Origin of the sequence: Aquihabitans sp. G128, from assembly GCF_019048865.1 — a bacterium.
Lineage (GTDB): Bacteria > Actinomycetota > Acidimicrobiia > Acidimicrobiales > Iamiaceae > Aquihabitans.
On record NZ_CP077604.1, the window covers coordinates 568,988 to 584,462 of the forward strand.

Sequence of the window (15,475 nt, forward strand, 5' to 3'; positions counted from 1 at the left end):
GCCGCTCGGGCCGGGTTCGGGCGCCGGGTACGGTCGGCGCCATGCGGTTCACGACGTCGGAGATCGCCGGGGCCACCGGAGGCGAGGTGTTCGGCCGGGAGGTCACCGTCGAGGGAGCCACCATCGACTCCCGGGCGGTCCAGCCCGGCCAGCTCTTCGTGCCGGTGGTGGCCGAGCGCGACGGCCACGACTTCATCGGCGCCGCGGTCGCCGCCGGCGCCGCGGCCTACCTCACCGGCGGGCCCATCGAGGCGGCCACCGCGGTCCGGGTGGCCGACACCACCGCGGCGCTCACCGCCCTGGGCCACCACGCCCGCACCAAGCTCACGGGACACGTGGTCGGCGTGACGGGCAGCGTGGGGAAGACGTCGCTCAAGGACCTGTTGGCCGCGGTGGGGGCGACGTCGTGGGCCACCTCGGCCAGCGTGGGCTCGTTCAACAACGAGCTCGGCGTGCCGCTGACCCTGGCCAACGCGCCGGATGGCACCGAGCTGGCGGTCATCGAGATGGGCGCCCGCGGCAAGGGCCACATCGCCGAGCTGTGCGCCATCGCCGAGCCGACGGTCGGCATCGTGACCGTGGTGGCCGGCGCCCACCTCGAGATGTTCGGCTCGATCGACGACGTCGCCGTCGCCAAGTCCGAGCTGGTCGCGTCGCTCGCCCCGTCGGGCACCGCCGTGCTCAACGCCGATGACCACCGGGTGCTGGCGATGGCCGGGGCCACCGAGGCCACCGTCGTCACCTTCGGCGTGCTGGGCGGCGAGGTGCGGGCCACCGAGGTCGAGCTCGACGGCGAGCTGCGCGCCCGGTTCACGCTCCGCAGCCCGTGGGGGACCGCTGCGGTGCACCTCGGCGTGGCCGGCGCCCACCAGGTCACCAACGCCCTCGGCGCGGCGGCGGCCGCCCTGGCCCTCGGTGCACCGGTCGAGGCGGTGGCCGCCGGCCTGGCCGACGCCCGCCTCTCCGCCATGCGGATGGACCTGGTCGACGGCGCCGACGGCGTGCGCATCCTCGACGACGCCTACAACGCCAACCCCACGTCCATGCGGGCCGGCCTCGCCGCCCTCGCCGCCATCGACGCACCCCGCCGCTTCGCGGTGGTGGGCACCATGGCCGAGCTGGGCGACGGCGCCGACGCCGCTCACGCCGAGATCGCCGCCGCGGCGGCCGAGGCCGGCATCGAGCTGGTGGCGGTCGCCGAGCCCCGCTACGGCACGACCCCCGACCGGTCGGCGGCCACCCCCGAGGAGGCGGTCGAGGTGCTCCGTGCCCTCGGGCTGGCCCGCGGCCACGCCGTGCTGGTCAAGGGCAGCCGCGCCACCCGCCTGGAGCGCGTCGTCGCCCTACTGCGCGCTGCTCCCGAGGGCTGACCAGCCCACCGGCGGCCCCGAGCGTGGGCTACTGGCCGCCGAGAGCCAGGCGGCGGCTGCGCGGCGGCTCGTCACCGAGGTCGGCGTAGGCCGCCAGGGCCACCGCCACCAGGGCGCCGAAGGCGAGCACCGGCCCGATGCCGAAGTGCTCCATCGCCACGCCACCGAGCAGGCCGCCGAAGGGCACGGTCCCGCCGAAGCCCATGATCCAGAGCGCCATGACCTTGCCCCGCACGCCGTCGTCGAGGTCCTGCTGCAGCACCGTCGAGAGTGACGTGATCACGGCGAAGTACACGCAGCCGAGGACGAGGATCACGACGTAGGCGGGCGGGGCGGCGCGCAGCACCCCGAAGACGGTGAGCATCGCCGCGAAGCCCAGCAGGCCGAGGCGGGTGAGCCGGGCCTTCGAGGCGCGGGCGAACACCGTGCCGATGGACAGGGCGCCGATGACGGCGCCGACGCCGAAGCACGCGTAGAGGATGCCGTAGCTGCTGCTCTTCGGGACGATGCCGAGGTGGTCGCCGGCGATCTTCGGCATCTGCGTGATGAACGGCAGCGACAGGAACGAGAAGGTGAAGATCACCACCAGGCACTGGCCCACGACCCGGTTGGCCTTGGCCACCTGCACCCCTTCGAGGAGGCGGTGCAGCCCTTGGCTGCCGGCCGCGGGCGGAGCGGGCAGCGTGACCCGGAGCAGGCTGGCGATCACGAAGGCGAAGCTCACGGCGTTGAGCAGGAACACCCACGACGGCCCGAACGTGGCGTAGAGCGTGGTGCCGATGGCCGGGCCGATCACCCGTGAGGCGTTCATCTGCACCGAGTTGAGCGAGATCGCCCCCGCGATGTCGCGCCGGGGCACGAGCACGGGCACCACGGCGCTGAAGATGGGCGCGTACAGGGCGTTGCCCACGCCGATGCAGAACACCACCGCCACCATCGCCACCCGGTTGGGCGAGTGGGGGAGCGTGACCGCAGCGAGGATCAGCGAGAACACGGCCTGCTGCACGCTGAGGACCATCAGCAGCTTCTTGCGGTCGAAGGCGTCGGCGAGCATGCCGCCCACCACCGAGAACAGCAGCAGGGGGCCGAGCTGCGCAGCGGTCATGATGCCGACGAAGACCGCCGACTTGGTGAGGCTGTAGGCGAGGGCCCCCAGCACCACGTTCTGCATCCAGGTGCCGATGTTGGAGGCGAAGGCCCCCAGGTACACCGTGCGGAACGTGGCGTGGCTGAAGGCCGAGCGGGCGGTGCCCGGGGCGAAGGTGCGGTCGCCGTCGACGAAGGCGTCGGTGTTGTCGTCGGCGAGGGAGTCCCGGACGTCCTGCTCGGCGCCCTGGGGGTCGGCCGGCGGGGTCTGGGTCACGGCCAAAGCGTACGACCGGTCGGCGCCGGCCGGAAAACGATCGTTATCGGCCCTGGTCAGGGCGTTGGCGGGGTCCCCCAGATCTTGACCCGCGGGTCAGTTCGTGCGTCAGTAGGGCCCGTCGCAGCAGGAGTCGCGCTGGCCGCACCTCGTGCAGCGGTAGTGGGCGTGCTCCTGGCGCATCGGCCCGCCGCAGTGGCCGCACTGGGTGCTGAGGTCGCAGAAGCCCGTGCCGGCCGGTGCGACGTCGGTGGCCGCCGCCGCCGGGGCCGGAGCGGGAGGGGTCGAGGAGGAGGTCGCCGTGGTCATGGCGCCCGACGCTAGGACCGGGCCCGACCCGGGTCGCGGACCGGTACCGTCCACCGGCGATGACCGAGCCCCACCCCGCGCCCCGCCTCGCCACCCAGCCCCGCACCTCGGACTGGATCGGCGCGGCGGTGGCGGCCGGCGGCGGTTCGGTGGTGGAGCCGGCCGACGCCACCGGCGTGGTGTGGACCGACCCCGCCGGTCCGGATGCGCTGGCCGACCTGCTGGCCGCCCACCCGGCCATCGACTGGGTGCAGCTGCCGTGGGCCGGCGTCGAGCCCTACCTCGACGTGATCCGGGCCAAGCCGGGCCGCACGTGGTCCTGCGCCAAGGGCGTCTACAGCGACCCGGTGGGTGAGCACGCGGTGGCGCTGCTGCTGGCCGGGTTCCGGGACCTGCACCGCTTCGCCCGCCAGGACACGTGGGTGCGGGGCAGCGGCCGGAACCTGTTCGGGGCGAAGGTGGTGCTGCTGGGCGGCGGGGGCATCGCCCAGGTGGTGATCGACCTGCTGGCCCCGTTCCGCACCGAGATCACCGTCGTCCGCAACACCCCGGCCCCCATGGCCGGCGTCGACCGGGTGCTCGGCCCCGATGCCCTGCACCGGGCGCTCGACGGGGCCGACGCCGTCGTCCTCGCCCTGCCCCTGGTGGCGGGCACCCGCCACGTGCTCGGCGCCGAGGAGCTGGCCCTGCTGGCGCCCGGCGCGTGGGTGGTCAACGTCGCCCGCGGCGAGCACATCGACACCGATGCCCTGGTGGCGGCCCTCGAGGGCGGCCACCTGGGCGGCGCTGCGCTCGACGTCACCGACCCCGAGCCGCTGCCCGACGGGCACCCCCTCTGGTCGGCGCCCAACGCCATCATCACGCCGCACACCGGCAACACCGCCGCGATGGCTCGACCCCTGCTCTCGGCCCGCATCACCGAGAACGTCCGGGCCTACGCCAGCGGCGGTGACCTGGTGGGGCTCATCGACGCCGACCTCGGCTATTGAGCGGCGGGCGACCGCCCCTACGCTGGCCACGGTCCCCCTGTAGCCCGGAGCCGGTCCCACGAGCACCCACTACCAACGACTCGGCGTCGCTCCGTCCTCGTCCACCGAGGAGATCCGTGCCGCCTACCGGGTGCTGGCCGGCCGCCTCCACCCCGACCGCATGGTCGACGGGTCCCCTGCGGAGCGGGCGCTCGCCGACCGCCGCATGCGCGAGGTGAACGAGGCCTGGCACGTGCTGCAGGACCCCGTCCGCCGGCGGGCCTACGACGACAGCCGCATCCAGGGCCGCCGGGCGAGCACCGCCGCCGGCCCGTCGAGCACGGCGGGGAAGCGCCCGACCACGGTGGTCCCGGTGGACGACGACGACCTGGTCGACGTGCTGCCCGAGATGACCGGCGTGCAGGCGGGGCTGTTCCGCCACCTGCCGTGGGTGGTGCTCGTGGTGCTGTTCGGCCTGATCTTCGTGGGCACGGCCTACGCCACCCACGGCGGTGACGACGCGCCCCAGCGCCGGCCCGTCGAGGCCGGCACGTGCATCGACGTGGCCACCGGGCCCACCACCACGATCGTGCCGTGCACCGGGCCCCACGAGCTCCAGATCGTGGCCCGGGTCGACAGCGCCACGGCCTGCCCGGCCGACACCGAGCGCCGTCGGCTCGGCACCGACGGCCTCTTCGACTGCGTCACCGCCGGCTCCTAGGACCAGGCCCCGTCGGTACGGTGGCGCCATGCGGTTCACCGGCATCGACCACGTCGTCTTCCGCGTCACCGACCCTGAGCGCACGGTGGCCTGGTGGCGCGACACCTTCGACCTCCAGCCCGAGCGGCTCGACGAGTGGCGGCGCCAGGAGGTGCTGTTCGTGTCGGTCCGGGTCACGCCCACCACGATCCTCGACCTCTTCACCGGCGACCGGCCCGAGGGCCAGGTCGACAACGTCGACCACGTGGCCTTCGTGCTGGAGGACGTCGACCTCGACGAGCTGGCGGCCAGCGGCCGCTTCGAGGTGGAGTCGGGCCCGCACGACCTGTGGGGCGCCCGGGGCCAGGGCCGCGGCGTCTACCTGCTGGACCCCGACGGCAACCGGATCGAGCTGCGCACCTACTGACCACGCCGGGGTCGGCGCGGTGGCCGACACCGGTCGGCCGGTCGACGTAGCGTCGGCAGATGGACTTCCGCCACGAGCACGTCGAGGACCTCGCTGACCGGGTGCTGCGCCGAGAGGTGTCGGCCCGGGAGCTGACGGAGGTGGCGCTGGCCCGCATCGAGGCCACCAACGGCGAGGTGGGCGCGTTCGTGGCCGTCGACGGCGACGCCGCTCGGGCCCAGGCCGCCGAGATCGACCAGCGCATCGTCGACGGCGACGACGTCGGCCCCCTCGCCGGCATCCCGATCGGCGTGAAGGACACCGAGGACGCCCGCGGCTTCCGCACCACGCAGGGCTCGCTGCTCTTCGCCGACGGGCCGGTGGCCACCGGCGACTCCGTCCTGGTCGACCGCCTGCGCCAGGCGGGTTGCGTGGTGGTGGGCAAGACCAACACCCCCGAGCTGGCCTGGAAGGCCGACACCGACAACCGGGTGTTCGGCCGCACCGCCAACCCCTGGTCGCTCGCACGCTCCGCCGGCGGCTCGTCGGGCGGGTCCGCGGCGGCGGTGGCGGCCGGCATGGTCCCGCTGGCCACCGGGTCCGACGGCGGCGGCTCGCTGCGCATCCCGTCGTCGCTGTGCGGCCTGTCGTCCATCAAGTGCTCGCTCGGTCGGGTGCCCGTGGGCGGGCCCAACCCGCCCGGCTGGGCCGACCTGTCGAGCAAGGGCCTCATGACCCGCACCATCCGCGACCAGGCGCTGGCGCTCGACTCGGTGATCGGCCCCGAGCCCACCGACCTGCGGGCCCTGCCCATGCCGGAGGACAGCTGGATCGACGCGGTGGGCGACGTGCACCTGCCCCGACGGGTGCTGTGGTCGCCCACGCTGGGCTACGCCACCGTCGACGCCGAGGTGCTCGACATCTGCGAGGGCGCGGTGCGGGCGCTGGAGGCGCGCGGCACCGAGGTGGTGCGCGTCGACGACGTGTTCGACGAGGATCCGGGCGTCCAGTGGCTGATGCTGTCGCTCACCGCCAACCTGCGGACGATCCAGGGCGCCGACCCCGATGGCGGCCGCTGGGACCAGCTCGACCCGGACCTCGCCGGCATGCTCACGTGGGCGCAGAGCACGGCCACCGCCACCACGGCGCTCGAGGCGATGGACCTGGCCCACCGGCTCAACGCCCGCCTCGTGGAGGTGCTGCACCAGGCGCCGCTGCTCCTCACGCCCACCGTCGCCGGCCAGACCCCCGTGGGGTCGGCGTCGGGCACGGTCGACGGCGTCGAGGACCTGAGCTGGGTGCGCTTCACCTATCCGTTCAACCTCACCCGGTCGCCGGCCGGCTCGGTGGTGGCCGGCTTCACCGCCGATGCCATGCCCGTCGGCCTCCAGGTGGTGGGCCCGCAGCACGGCGACCTCGCCGTGCTCCGCCTGCTCGCCGTGCTGGAGGAGACGCTGGCCATCGACACCGTGTGCCCCTACGAGCCGTCGGCCTCGGCCTCCACCAGCCGGTAGCCCACACCGGGCTCGGTCACCAGCGTCGGCGCCCCGGTCCCGGCCAGCTTCTTGCGCAGCTGCGACGCGTAGACCCGCAGGTACTGCGTCTCGGTGCCGTAGGCCTCGCCCCAGACCTGCTGCAGGATCATGCGGTGGGTCAGCACCCGGCCGGGGTGGCGGGCCAGCACGGCCAGGAACCCGAACTCCTTGGGCGTCAGGTCCAGGCGCACGTCGCCGGCGCGCACCTCGTGGTGGGGGAGGTCGACGGTCAGCTGGCCCACCACAAGCTCGGCCTCGTCCTCGGTGTCGGGCCCGTTGGCCCGGCGGTGGTGGCGGAGGGCGACCCGCAACCGGGCCAGCAGCTCGGGGGTGGAGAACGGCTTGGTGACGTAGTCGTCGGCGCCCTCGTCGAGCGCCTTGACCTTCACGTCGTCGGAGCCCTCGGCGGTGAGCACGAGGATCGGCACCTCGCTCCACAGGCGGATGCGGCGACAGACCTCGAGGCCGTCGAGGTCGGGCAGGCCGAGGTCGAGGATGATCGCGTCCGGCGCCGACGAGGCCGTGCGGTCGAGCGCCTCGTGCCCGGTGCGCACCGACGTCACTTGGTAGCCGCGGGCCTCGAGGGCGGCGGTGAGGGCCCGCACGATGGCGTGCTCGTCGTCGACCACCAGGACCTTGGTCTTCTCGTTCACGGTCGTTCCTCGTCGGGATCGGTGCGGGCGGTGGGGTCGCCGGGGCGGTGGTCGACGCCGTGGTCGACCCGGACCGGCACGGTGAAGGTGAAGCGGGCACCGCCGCCGGCGGGCCCGGTCACGCGGATGGTGCCGCCGTGGGCCTCCACCACCGCCTTGCAGATCGCCAGTCCGAGGCCGCTGGAGCGGCTGCCGTCGCTGCGGTGGAACGCCTCGAACACCCGGGTGCGCTCGGTGGGCAGCACTCCGACGCCGGAGTCCTCCACCGACACCTGGACGAAGGCCCCCTCGGGCCGGGCCGTGACCCGCACGGTCGACCGGGGCGGGCTGTGGCGTGCGGCGTTCTCCAGCAGGTTGGTCACCACCTGGTCGAGCTGGGTGTAGTCGGCATCGACGAGCGGCAGGTCGTCCGGCGCGTCGAGCTCCACCCGGCGGTCCTTGAGCGCTCGCCGCACGCGGGCGATCGAGGTCTCCAGCAGCTCGGGCAGGTCGACGGCCTGGCGGTCCGGCGCGAACGACCCGGCCTCCACCCGGCTCATGCTCAGCAGGTTGGCCACCAGGCGGTCGAGCCGCTCGGCCTCGTCCGACACCAGGCCCAGCAGCTCCTGGCGGGTGTCGTCGTCGTAGGGGATGTCGCTGCGGAGGTCCGACGACACGGCCCGGATGGTGGCGAGCGGCGTGCGCAGGTCGTGCGACACCGAGCGCAGCAGGGCCGACCGCTGCTGGTCGACCTCCTCCATCACCGCCAGCTTGTCCAGCTCGCCGGCCATGCGCTCCTGGTCGGCCTTCGACTCGGCCAGCGATTCCGCCAGCGTCCCCAGCTCCGCCGCCCGCGCCTCGGCGAGGCGCCGCCGTTCGGACTCGCGGGCGGTGACCTCGCCCATGGCCAGGGCGACGACCACGAACACGACGATCGCGGTGACGTCCTCGCCGTCGAGGATCTTCCACTGGCCGAACGGCGGCAGGAAGAAGAAGCCGAACGCCAGCGCCGAGGCCAGCGCCACCGCCCCGGCGGCGACCCGACCGCCGAGCACCGCAGCCACCACGCCCGGCACCACCAGCACCAGCGCCGGGGTGGCCGTCGACACCGAGTCCCGCAGCGGCAGCACGGCGAGGGTGGCGGTGACGGTCAGCGCCGCGCCCACGGCCGCGCCCAGCGGGCGGGAGGGGAGCCAGCTGACGGAGGCCATGGCCGCATCTTGCTCTGCCCACGCCGCCTTCATGTGCCAGGGCCGCCGTCCGGTGCGGCGCGGCCCCCCTTCGAACTTTGGGTCCCAGACCGGCGCGCGGGGGCGTGGGACCCGAAGTTCGCTCGGATGGGCCGGCTGCGGGTGGTGCGAGGCGCCGGGCGGTCGTCTTTGCGCGTTCCTTGCGCGTCCGGGCGTTTGGCTACGCCGTCTTGATGCGGGGGTCGCGGACACTCGAACCCATGACCGTGACCGACCCTGCTCCACCTCCGTCGCCCGCCGCGGCGCGCCGGGCGACCCCGCCCGAGCCGCTGCCGGTGGGCCCGGGCATCGACCTGCCGGAGACGTCCGGCTACCGCCTCAAGACCAAGGTGCTGGGCCCGGCGCTGCACACCGACCAGCTCGAGCACGAGCGCCTGGGCAAGCCCACGGCCCTCGCCGTGTTCGCCAGCGACGCCCTGTCGTCCACCGCCTACGCCACCGAGGAGATCCTCCGGGTGCTGGTGCCGGTGATCGGCTTCCTGGCCTTCACCTCGTTCGTGCTGCCGATCACCCTCGCCCTGGTGACGGTGCTGGTCATCCTGATCTTCAGCTACCGCCAGACCATCAAGGCGTACCCGTCGGCCGGCGGCGCCTACATCGTCACCAAGGACAACCTCGGCCTGCTGCCCGCCCAGGTGGCCGGCGTGGCCCTGCTCACCGACTACATCCTCACCGTCGCGGTGTCGACGTCGGCCGGCATGGCTGCCCTCTACTCGGCGATCCCGTCGGTGTACCCCTACCGGGTCCCCGCGGCGCTGGCCTGCATCGCCCTCATCGCGTGGGGCAACCTCCGCGGCGTCAAGGAGTCGGGCCGCATGTTCGCCGTGCCCACCTACGCCTTCGTGGTGTCGATGTTCGTGATGGTGGGCATCGGCCTCTTCCGGGAGGTCACCGGCACCCTGCACCACGCCCCGCTGCCCACCCAGCACTACGACGTGGGCGTCAAGGCCATGTACTTCTTCCTGCTGCTCAAGGCCTTCGCCGCCGGCGGCGCCGCCATGACCGGCGTGGAGGCCATCTCCAACGGCGTGCCGGCCTTCAAGAAGCCCGAGGCCAAGAACGCCACCAGCACCCTCATGGTCATGGGCGCCTGCCTCGGCTCGATGTTCATCGGCATCTCGTTCCTGGCCGCCAAGCTCCACACGGTCCCGAGCGAGAAGGTCACGGTGATCTCGCAGATCGCCCGGGCCACCTTCGGCGCCGGAGCGGCCGGCCACATCGCCTTCTACTTCGTGCAGGCGGCCACCATGCTGATCCTGGTGCTGGCGGCCAACACGTCCTTCGCCGACTTCCCCCGCCTCGCCAGCTTCCACGCCGATGACGCCTTCATGCCCAAGCAGCTCACCAAGCGGGGCCACCGGCTGGTGTTCTCCAACGGCATCGTGGCCCTGGCCATCGCCGCCAGCGTGCTGGTGGTGGTCTTCCAGGCCAACGTCAACCACCTGATCCCGCTCTACGCCATCGGCGTGTTCACCTCGTTCACGCTCAGCCAGACCGGCATGGCGGTGCGCCACATCAAGCTCCGCGAGCCCGGCTGGCGGGTGGGGCTGTTCATCAACGGCGGGGGAGCGCTCGCCACCGGCGTGGTCACCATCGTCATCGGGATCGTGAAGTTCCCCGAGGGCGCCTGGTTCATCATGCTGCTGGTGCCGATCATGGTCGCCCTCCTGGTGCGGCTGAACCGCCAGTACGAGTCGGAGTCGGTGGAGCTGGCCCACGAGGTGGAGGCGGCGCTGAGCGCTCCCGTGCTGCGCCGCCACGCCGCCCTGGTCCTGGTGAGCGACCTCGACCGCCCCACCGCCAAGGCCCTCCAGTACGCCCGTTCGCTGATGGCCGACGAGGTCCGCGCCGTGCACGCGGCATCGGACCCCGACAAGGCCCAGCTGCTGGCCGAGCGCTGGGACCAGCTCGGGATGATCCGGGTCCCGCTCGACGTCGTCGACTGCCCCGACCGTCGCGTCGAGCGCTCGGTGCTCGACGTGGTGGCCGACGAGCTGGCCGACGGCAACACCGAGGTCTCGGTCCTCATCCCCAGGCGGGAGTACACCCACTGGTGGCACCGCCTCCTGCACGACCGCACCGCCGACGGGCTGGCCCGCACCATCAGCCGCCTGCCCCACGCCAACGTCACCTTCGTGCCGTACCACTTCGGTTCGTGCGAGATCTCCGCGGAGGAGCGTGATGGCTACCACCAGGCCCACCACCACTGATGCGGGCGACCCCGGCGCCCCGGCCGACGTGGCCGACGGGGCGGAGCTCGACCTGGCCGGCTTCGAGCCGCAGCCGGCCGTGACCGGCGGCATCCTCGACCTGGACCGGTCGATCCCCATCGCGGATGTGGTCTGGCGCCACCGGGCCCAGGTCGGCGGCCGGGTCCGCTCGGTGCGGGTGCGGGCCTGGGGCGACGACGTCGCCACCCTCGAGCTGGTCCTCGCCGACCGCACCGGCGGGGTCACCGTCGCCTTCCTGGGCCGGCGGCGCCTCGGCGGCATCCGCCCCGGCGTCGACCTCACCGTCGAGGGCATGGTCGGCGCCCGCGACGGCAAGCTCCTCATCACCAACCCCGCCTACGACCTGCGCCCCCTGCCCTAGCGACCCGAGCGCACCCCGGCCCCCGGGGTGGCGGCCCTCCACCGCCGCCACCCCGGACCCCCGGCCCGATCGGCTTGGAGCGCCCGGGAGGCCCTCGGCTAAGGTCACCGACCCGTACCCGGGCGTATAGCTCAGTTGGCTAGAGCACTGCCTTCACACGGCAGGGGTCACAGGTTCGAGTCCTGTTACGCCCACCAGAGTCCGGTTCCAGAGGCCCCTCCGGGGGGCCTCTGCCGCGTCCGGACGCTCGACCTCGCCACGTCCTAGCCTCGGGCCGATGGGCGACCAGGGCGGGCGATGGTGAGCGCCGTCCCGCCCGCCCGGCACCTGTTGCGGGCCCGGGACCTGGCCGACGCCCGCTACGCCGAGCCGCTCACGGTGGCCGACCTGGCCCGGGTGGCGGGCCTGTCACCGGCGCACTTCAGCCGGGAGTTCCGCCGGGCGTTCGGCGAGGCCCCGCACCGCTACCTGCTGACCCGTCGCCTGGAGCGGGCCGCCGCGCTGCTGCGCACCACCGATCGGTCGGTCACCGAGATCTGCTTCGCCGTCGGCCTGACGAGCGTCGGCTCGTTCACCACCAGCTTCCGCCGGGTCCACGGCACCACGCCCACGGCGTACCGGGCGGCGTTCCCGCCGGCCCGCCGGCTCGTCCGCATCCCGGACTGCGTGGCCCGGGCCTACGGCCGCCCGCAGAACCGCACGTTTCGAGAAGACGAGGCGCCCGCCCGTCCGTAGCGTCGCCACCGACGCAGCCGGCGCACCCGATGCGGTCGGCGCAGCCACGAGGAGCCCCGCATGACCAAGATCGCCAACGCCCAGTTCTGGGTCCACGACCAGGACGAGTCGCTCGCATTCTACACCGAGAAGCTCGGCTGGGAGGTGCGCTCGGACGTGACCATGCCCGAGTGGTCGTTCCGCTGGCTGGTGGTGGGCCCGGTGGGCCAGGACGACGTGGGCCTGGTGCTGATGCCGGTGCCGCAGCCCCCGATGCTCGACGACGCCACCAGCGAGCAGCTGGCCGAGATCGTGGCCAAGGGCGCCGGCGGCACCCTGTTCCTGGAGACCGACGACTGCCAGGCCGCCTACGACGAGCTGTCGGCCCGCGGCGTGGTCTTCAACGACCCGCCCACGCCCCAGCCCTACGGCATCGACACGTCCTTCCGCGACCCGTCGGGCAACAACGTCCGCCTCACCCAGGTCCTCGAGCTCTCGTTCGATCGCCGGTAGGTGAGGACGGACGTCGCTCGCTTCAGGCGATGACCTTGGCGAGCGTCTCGCCGAGGAGGGCGACGCGGCCCTCGATGTGGCCGTTGGCCGGCGCGCTGACGGTGAAGCCGTCGACGCCGGTGGCGAGGTAGGTCGAGAACAGCTCGCCGATCTCGTCGGGGTCGCCGTGGGGGGAGCACGGCCCGCATGGCGGCGGCGTCCTCGGCCGACATCGTGGCGACGTCCATGCCCCGGCTCAGGAGCAAGGCGTCGAGCTCGGCCACCGCCTCGTCGTGGGTGGGGGCGATGCACGCCATCCCCTGGTACGAGACGGTGATCTCGGAGCGGTCGCGGCCCAGGCGCTCGCAGTGGCCGGCGAGGGCGTCGAGCTTGCGGCCGATCTCGTCGACGCCGCAGATGAGGTTGGACTCATCGGCGTACTGGGCCACGAGGCGCAGCGTCTTCTTCTCGCCGCCGCCGCCGATCATGATCGGGATGTGGCCGAGCGGGGCGGGGGAGTTGATGGCCTCACGCACCTGGTACCACTTGCCGTCGAGGGTGGGCAGCTCGCTCCGGAACATCCCGGTGATGATCTGGAGCGCCTCCTCGAGCTTCTCGAAGCGCTCGGTGAAGGTGAGGAACTCGAAGCCCAGCGAGTCGTGCTCCTGCTCGAACCAGCCGGCGCCGATGCCCAGCTGGGCCCGCCCGCCCGACACCACGTCGAGCGTGGTGAGGGTCTTGGCGAGCAGCGTGGGGTTCCGGTACGTGTTGCCGGTGACGAGCGCCGAGAGCCGCACGGTGGAGGTGTGCTGGGCCAGCGCCGAGAGCAGCGTGTAGCACTCGAGCATCTCCAGCTCGGGCGGGCCGAGCATGGGCAGTTGGTAGAAGTGGTCCATCACCATGACGGTGTCGAAGCCGCTCTCGTCGGCCTCGCGGGCCTGGCGGGCGATCACGCCGAAGAGGTCCGCCGGGGCGACGTCGGGATAGGTGAAGTTGGGGATCTGGTAGCCGAGCTTGGTCACGGACGGCACGCTACGGCCGCTCCCGACGTTCTGCTCAGCGGCTCGGGTGAACGCTCGGTGACGGCGCCGGAGCCGCCAGCGGTCCCCTTCCCTGTCACTGGGGGGTGGGAGGATGGGCCCATGGCCTTCGGACAGCAGAACGGGCGGCCGGCCACGGCCCGCCAGCTCAAGACCCTCGAAGCGCTGCTCGGCGACGCGGGGTACTCGAAGCTTCCGTGATGCCCGCGGGCCGCTCGGCTTCACCCAGCGCCAGGGCGGCGGCAAGTTCACCACCGACGAGGCCGATGCCTTCATCGAGCAGCTCGAGGCGGAGGCCGAAGCCGGCGGCCCGGTCGACGAGGTGCCCGATCCGCCGAAGGCGAAGCGGGCGGCGCCGGTGCCCAAGGGCGCAGTCCGCAAGGCGGCGGCGGTCGCCCCCGTCGAGGGCGGCACGGTGGCCGAGCGGCGCGAGGCCCGCCAGTCCACCCTGGTGCGGGACCTGCCCGCCAGGGTGCTCGCTCGGGAACTGGAGAAGCGGGGCTGGATCCTCATCCCGCCGGAGGAGCTCACCGCCGAGGACCCCACCGCGGCCCCGCCGGAGGCCTGAGGCCCCTGGCGCTCAGCCCACCGGGACGGCGGCGAGCACCGCGGCCAGCGCCGCCGGGTCGGTCACCGCCGGGATGTGGCCGCCGGGCAGGTGGACCACCGTGGGCGGGTGCGGCAGGCGGGTGATCATCTCGGCCTGCATGGCCGGGGCCACCGGTCGGTCCCGGTCGTTGACCACGTACGTCACCGGCACGTCGCCAGCCTCGGACCACCGCACCGGCTGGAAGTGGTGGTGCAGCCCGTCGGGCACGCAGCGCTCCGGATCGACCACGAAGGCCAGCTCGTCGTCGGAGAGCGGGTCGCCGCCGTAGCCGGTGCGGAACGCCTCGGGGTCGTCCGGCACGCCGGGCATGGTGATCGCCGTGCCCTCCGCCTCGGCCGCCTCCACCACGGCGCGCAGGCCCTCGGCGTGGGCCGGCTTGAGGCAGTCGAGCCCGTAGCCGCCCTCGGGCGGCACCAGCGCGGCGTTGAGCACCACGTGCACCACGCGGTCACCCAGCGCCGCCACCGCTGCGGGGATCAGCAGCCCCGCCGACGAGTGGGCCACCAGCACCACCGGCCCGTCGACCTCGGCCTCCACGTCGCTCACGACCGCGGCAGCCTCGTCGTCGACCGAGACGCGCTCGATGGGCCCGGGCCGGCTGCCCCGCCCCGGCAGGTCGACCGCGATGGCCGGGCGGTCGAGCAGCGGGAGCAGGCGATCCCAGAAGCGGGCCGAGGAGCCGCCTCCGTGGACGAGGACGTAGGTGGCCTGGGGCGCGGGTTCCGACACGGCGGGTGACGATACCGGCGCTCCGCCACCCGGGCGGCGGATAGCGTTGCGGTGTGGCGGACGGAACGACCGTGGGGGCGACGGGGACAGGGGAGGCGGAGCACGCCCTGGCGGCGCGCCTGGCCGAGCAGCGGGCCCGAGCCATCCTCGGCCTGCACGTCGAGCACGAGGCGCTGCCCGTCGACCCCAAGCTGCGCACGGCCCGCTCGCTCGCCCTCCAGGTCCTTGCCATCGAGGTCCTGGTGCTCGTCGTCAGCGGCGTCTACCTGTACTTCGCCTACCGGCCCGCCTCGAGCTACGACCCGTCGGTGCTCCCGCCGGCCGTGCGCCTGTCCCACGACGTGCAGCGCATCCACCGCCTCACCGCCGTGCTCGCGGTGGGGACCTCGGTGGTGGCCGGGATCCTGCTGGTGGCCGAGAAGGGGATCGTCGGCTGGCATCGGCTGGCCGAGGCGGTGTCGCTGCCGCTGCTCGCCGGCGCCGCGCTCATCACCGGGGTGCTGCTGCCGTGGGACCAGCTGGCGCTGTGGAGCGTCGAGGTCGGCACCGACATCAAGGGCTACGGCTTCCTCTTCGGCGACCGCGTCCGCTTCGTCCTGCTCGGCGGCAGCGAGATCTCGCTGGGCGCGCTGCGCAGCGGCTTCGCCGGCCACCTCATCCTCTCCGTCGGCTTGGGCGTCGGGATCTTCCTCGGCGCCCGCCGCCTCCGTCGCACCGGCCCCGACGGCACCCCCCGAGCCTGACCGGCGACCTGCCTCGTGGCCC

Annotated in this window: 17 protein-coding genes and 1 tRNA gene; 12 read left to right on the plus strand and 6 right to left on the minus strand. The window is 73.6% G+C overall.

Annotated elements, in window-relative coordinates; genetic code table 11:
- Positions 1 to 41: 41 nt before the first annotated feature.
- Positions 42 to 1,370, plus strand: a complete 1,329-nt coding sequence (murF, locus tag KSP35_RS02590) for a UDP-N-acetylmuramoyl-tripeptide--D-alanyl-D-alanine ligase (protein ID WP_216998683.1) — start codon at positions 42 to 44, stop codon at positions 1,368 to 1,370.
- A 28-nt stretch (positions 1,371 to 1,398) separates the two neighbouring features.
- Here the strand turns inward: murF and KSP35_RS02595 are convergent, their stop codons facing one another.
- Together KSP35_RS02595 and KSP35_RS02600 are read right to left on the minus strand one after the other, a co-directional pair.
- Entirely contained in the window at positions 1,399 to 2,733 is a 1,335-nt protein-coding gene (locus KSP35_RS02595) for an MFS transporter (protein WP_216998684.1), read from the minus strand.
- Between the two features lie 108 nt (positions 2,734 to 2,841).
- Positions 2,842 to 3,042, minus strand: coding sequence for a hypothetical protein (locus KSP35_RS02600; protein WP_216998685.1), 201 nt, complete (start codon positions 3,040 to 3,042; stop codon positions 2,842 to 2,844).
- A 59-nt stretch (positions 3,043 to 3,101) separates the two neighbouring features.
- Here KSP35_RS02600 and KSP35_RS02605 point away from each other — a divergent pair, with 59 nt between their 5' ends.
- The 4 genes from KSP35_RS02605 to KSP35_RS02620 all read left to right on the plus strand — a co-directional run bounded on the left by KSP35_RS02605 (position 3,102) and on the right by KSP35_RS02620 (position 6,630).
- A complete protein-coding gene (locus KSP35_RS02605) occupies positions 3,102 to 4,031 on the plus strand; it encodes an NAD(P)-dependent oxidoreductase (RefSeq protein ID WP_216998686.1) in 930 nt (309 codons plus the stop codon).
- 112 nt (positions 4,032 to 4,143) lie between these two features.
- The gene (locus KSP35_RS02610; protein ID WP_254127156.1) at positions 4,144 to 4,731 is read left to right on the plus strand and encodes a DnaJ domain-containing protein; all 588 of its coding nucleotides are present in this window, start codon (positions 4,144 to 4,146) and stop codon (positions 4,729 to 4,731) included.
- Positions 4,732 to 4,759: 28 nt separating this feature from the next.
- Positions 4,760 to 5,137, plus strand: coding sequence for a VOC family protein (locus tag KSP35_RS02615; protein WP_216998687.1), 378 nt, complete (start codon positions 4,760 to 4,762; stop codon positions 5,135 to 5,137).
- A 59-nt stretch (positions 5,138 to 5,196) separates the two neighbouring features.
- Positions 5,197 to 6,630 (plus strand): amidase, encoded by a 1,434-nt coding sequence (locus KSP35_RS02620; RefSeq protein WP_216998688.1) that lies wholly within the window; start codon positions 5,197 to 5,199, stop codon positions 6,628 to 6,630.
- Here the strand turns inward: KSP35_RS02620 and KSP35_RS02625 are convergent.
- Both KSP35_RS02625 and KSP35_RS02630 read right to left on the minus strand, forming a co-directional pair.
- Complete coding sequence (locus tag KSP35_RS02625; protein WP_216998689.1) at positions 6,594 to 7,304, minus strand: response regulator transcription factor; 711 nt, start codon at positions 7,302 to 7,304, stop codon at positions 6,594 to 6,596. The genes KSP35_RS02620 and KSP35_RS02625 overlap by 37 nt on opposite strands.
- Entirely contained in the window at positions 7,301 to 8,494 is a 1,194-nt protein-coding gene (locus tag KSP35_RS02630) for a sensor histidine kinase KdpD (RefSeq protein WP_216998690.1), read from the minus strand. The genes KSP35_RS02625 and KSP35_RS02630 overlap by 4 nt, the downstream gene beginning before the upstream one ends.
- Before the next feature lie 239 nt (positions 8,495 to 8,733).
- On the opposite strand from KSP35_RS02630, the gene KSP35_RS02635 reads away from it, so the two are divergent.
- The 5 genes from KSP35_RS02635 (at position 8,734) to KSP35_RS02655 (ending at position 12,352) form a co-directional block, all read left to right on the plus strand.
- Positions 8,734 to 10,743, plus strand: coding sequence for an APC family permease (locus tag KSP35_RS02635; protein WP_216998691.1), 2,010 nt, complete (start codon positions 8,734 to 8,736; stop codon positions 10,741 to 10,743).
- Positions 10,715 to 11,125, plus strand: a complete 411-nt coding sequence (locus KSP35_RS02640) for a hypothetical protein (RefSeq protein WP_216998692.1) — start codon at positions 10,715 to 10,717, stop codon at positions 11,123 to 11,125. Before KSP35_RS02635 ends, KSP35_RS02640 begins: the two co-directional genes overlap by 29 nt.
- A gap of 120 nt (positions 11,126 to 11,245) precedes the next feature.
- Positions 11,246 to 11,322: transfer RNA gene (locus KSP35_RS02645), tRNA-Val, on the plus strand.
- A 100-nt stretch (positions 11,323 to 11,422) separates the two neighbouring features.
- Positions 11,423 to 11,860, plus strand: a complete 438-nt coding sequence (locus tag KSP35_RS02650) for a helix-turn-helix domain-containing protein (protein ID WP_216998693.1) — start codon at positions 11,423 to 11,425, stop codon at positions 11,858 to 11,860.
- A 60-nt stretch (positions 11,861 to 11,920) separates the two neighbouring features.
- Complete coding sequence (locus KSP35_RS02655) at positions 11,921 to 12,352, plus strand: VOC family protein (RefSeq protein WP_216998694.1); 432 nt, start codon at positions 11,921 to 11,923, stop codon at positions 12,350 to 12,352.
- Here the strand turns inward: KSP35_RS02655 and KSP35_RS02660 are convergent.
- A complete protein-coding gene (locus KSP35_RS02660; RefSeq protein ID WP_216998695.1) occupies positions 12,265 to 13,353 on the minus strand; it encodes an LLM class F420-dependent oxidoreductase in 1,089 nt (362 codons plus the stop codon). The two genes, KSP35_RS02655 and KSP35_RS02660, sit on opposite strands and share 88 nt — an antisense overlap.
- Before the next feature lie 340 nt (positions 13,354 to 13,693).
- On the opposite strand from KSP35_RS02660, the gene KSP35_RS02665 reads away from it, so the two are divergent.
- Positions 13,694 to 13,939: a hypothetical protein gene (locus KSP35_RS02665; protein ID WP_216998696.1), complete on the plus strand. Its 246-nt coding sequence runs from the start codon at positions 13,694 to 13,696 to the stop codon at positions 13,937 to 13,939.
- A gap of 12 nt (positions 13,940 to 13,951) precedes the next feature.
- Here the strand turns inward: KSP35_RS02665 and KSP35_RS02670 are convergent, their stop codons facing one another.
- A complete protein-coding gene (locus KSP35_RS02670; protein WP_216998697.1) occupies positions 13,952 to 14,710 on the minus strand; it encodes an alpha/beta fold hydrolase in 759 nt (252 codons plus the stop codon).
- A 53-nt stretch (positions 14,711 to 14,763) separates the two neighbouring features.
- Here KSP35_RS02670 and KSP35_RS02675 point away from each other — a divergent pair, with 53 nt between their 5' ends.
- Complete coding sequence (locus tag KSP35_RS02675; RefSeq protein WP_216998698.1) at positions 14,764 to 15,453, plus strand: hypothetical protein; 690 nt, start codon at positions 14,764 to 14,766, stop codon at positions 15,451 to 15,453.
- Positions 15,454 to 15,475 lie beyond the last annotated feature (22 nt).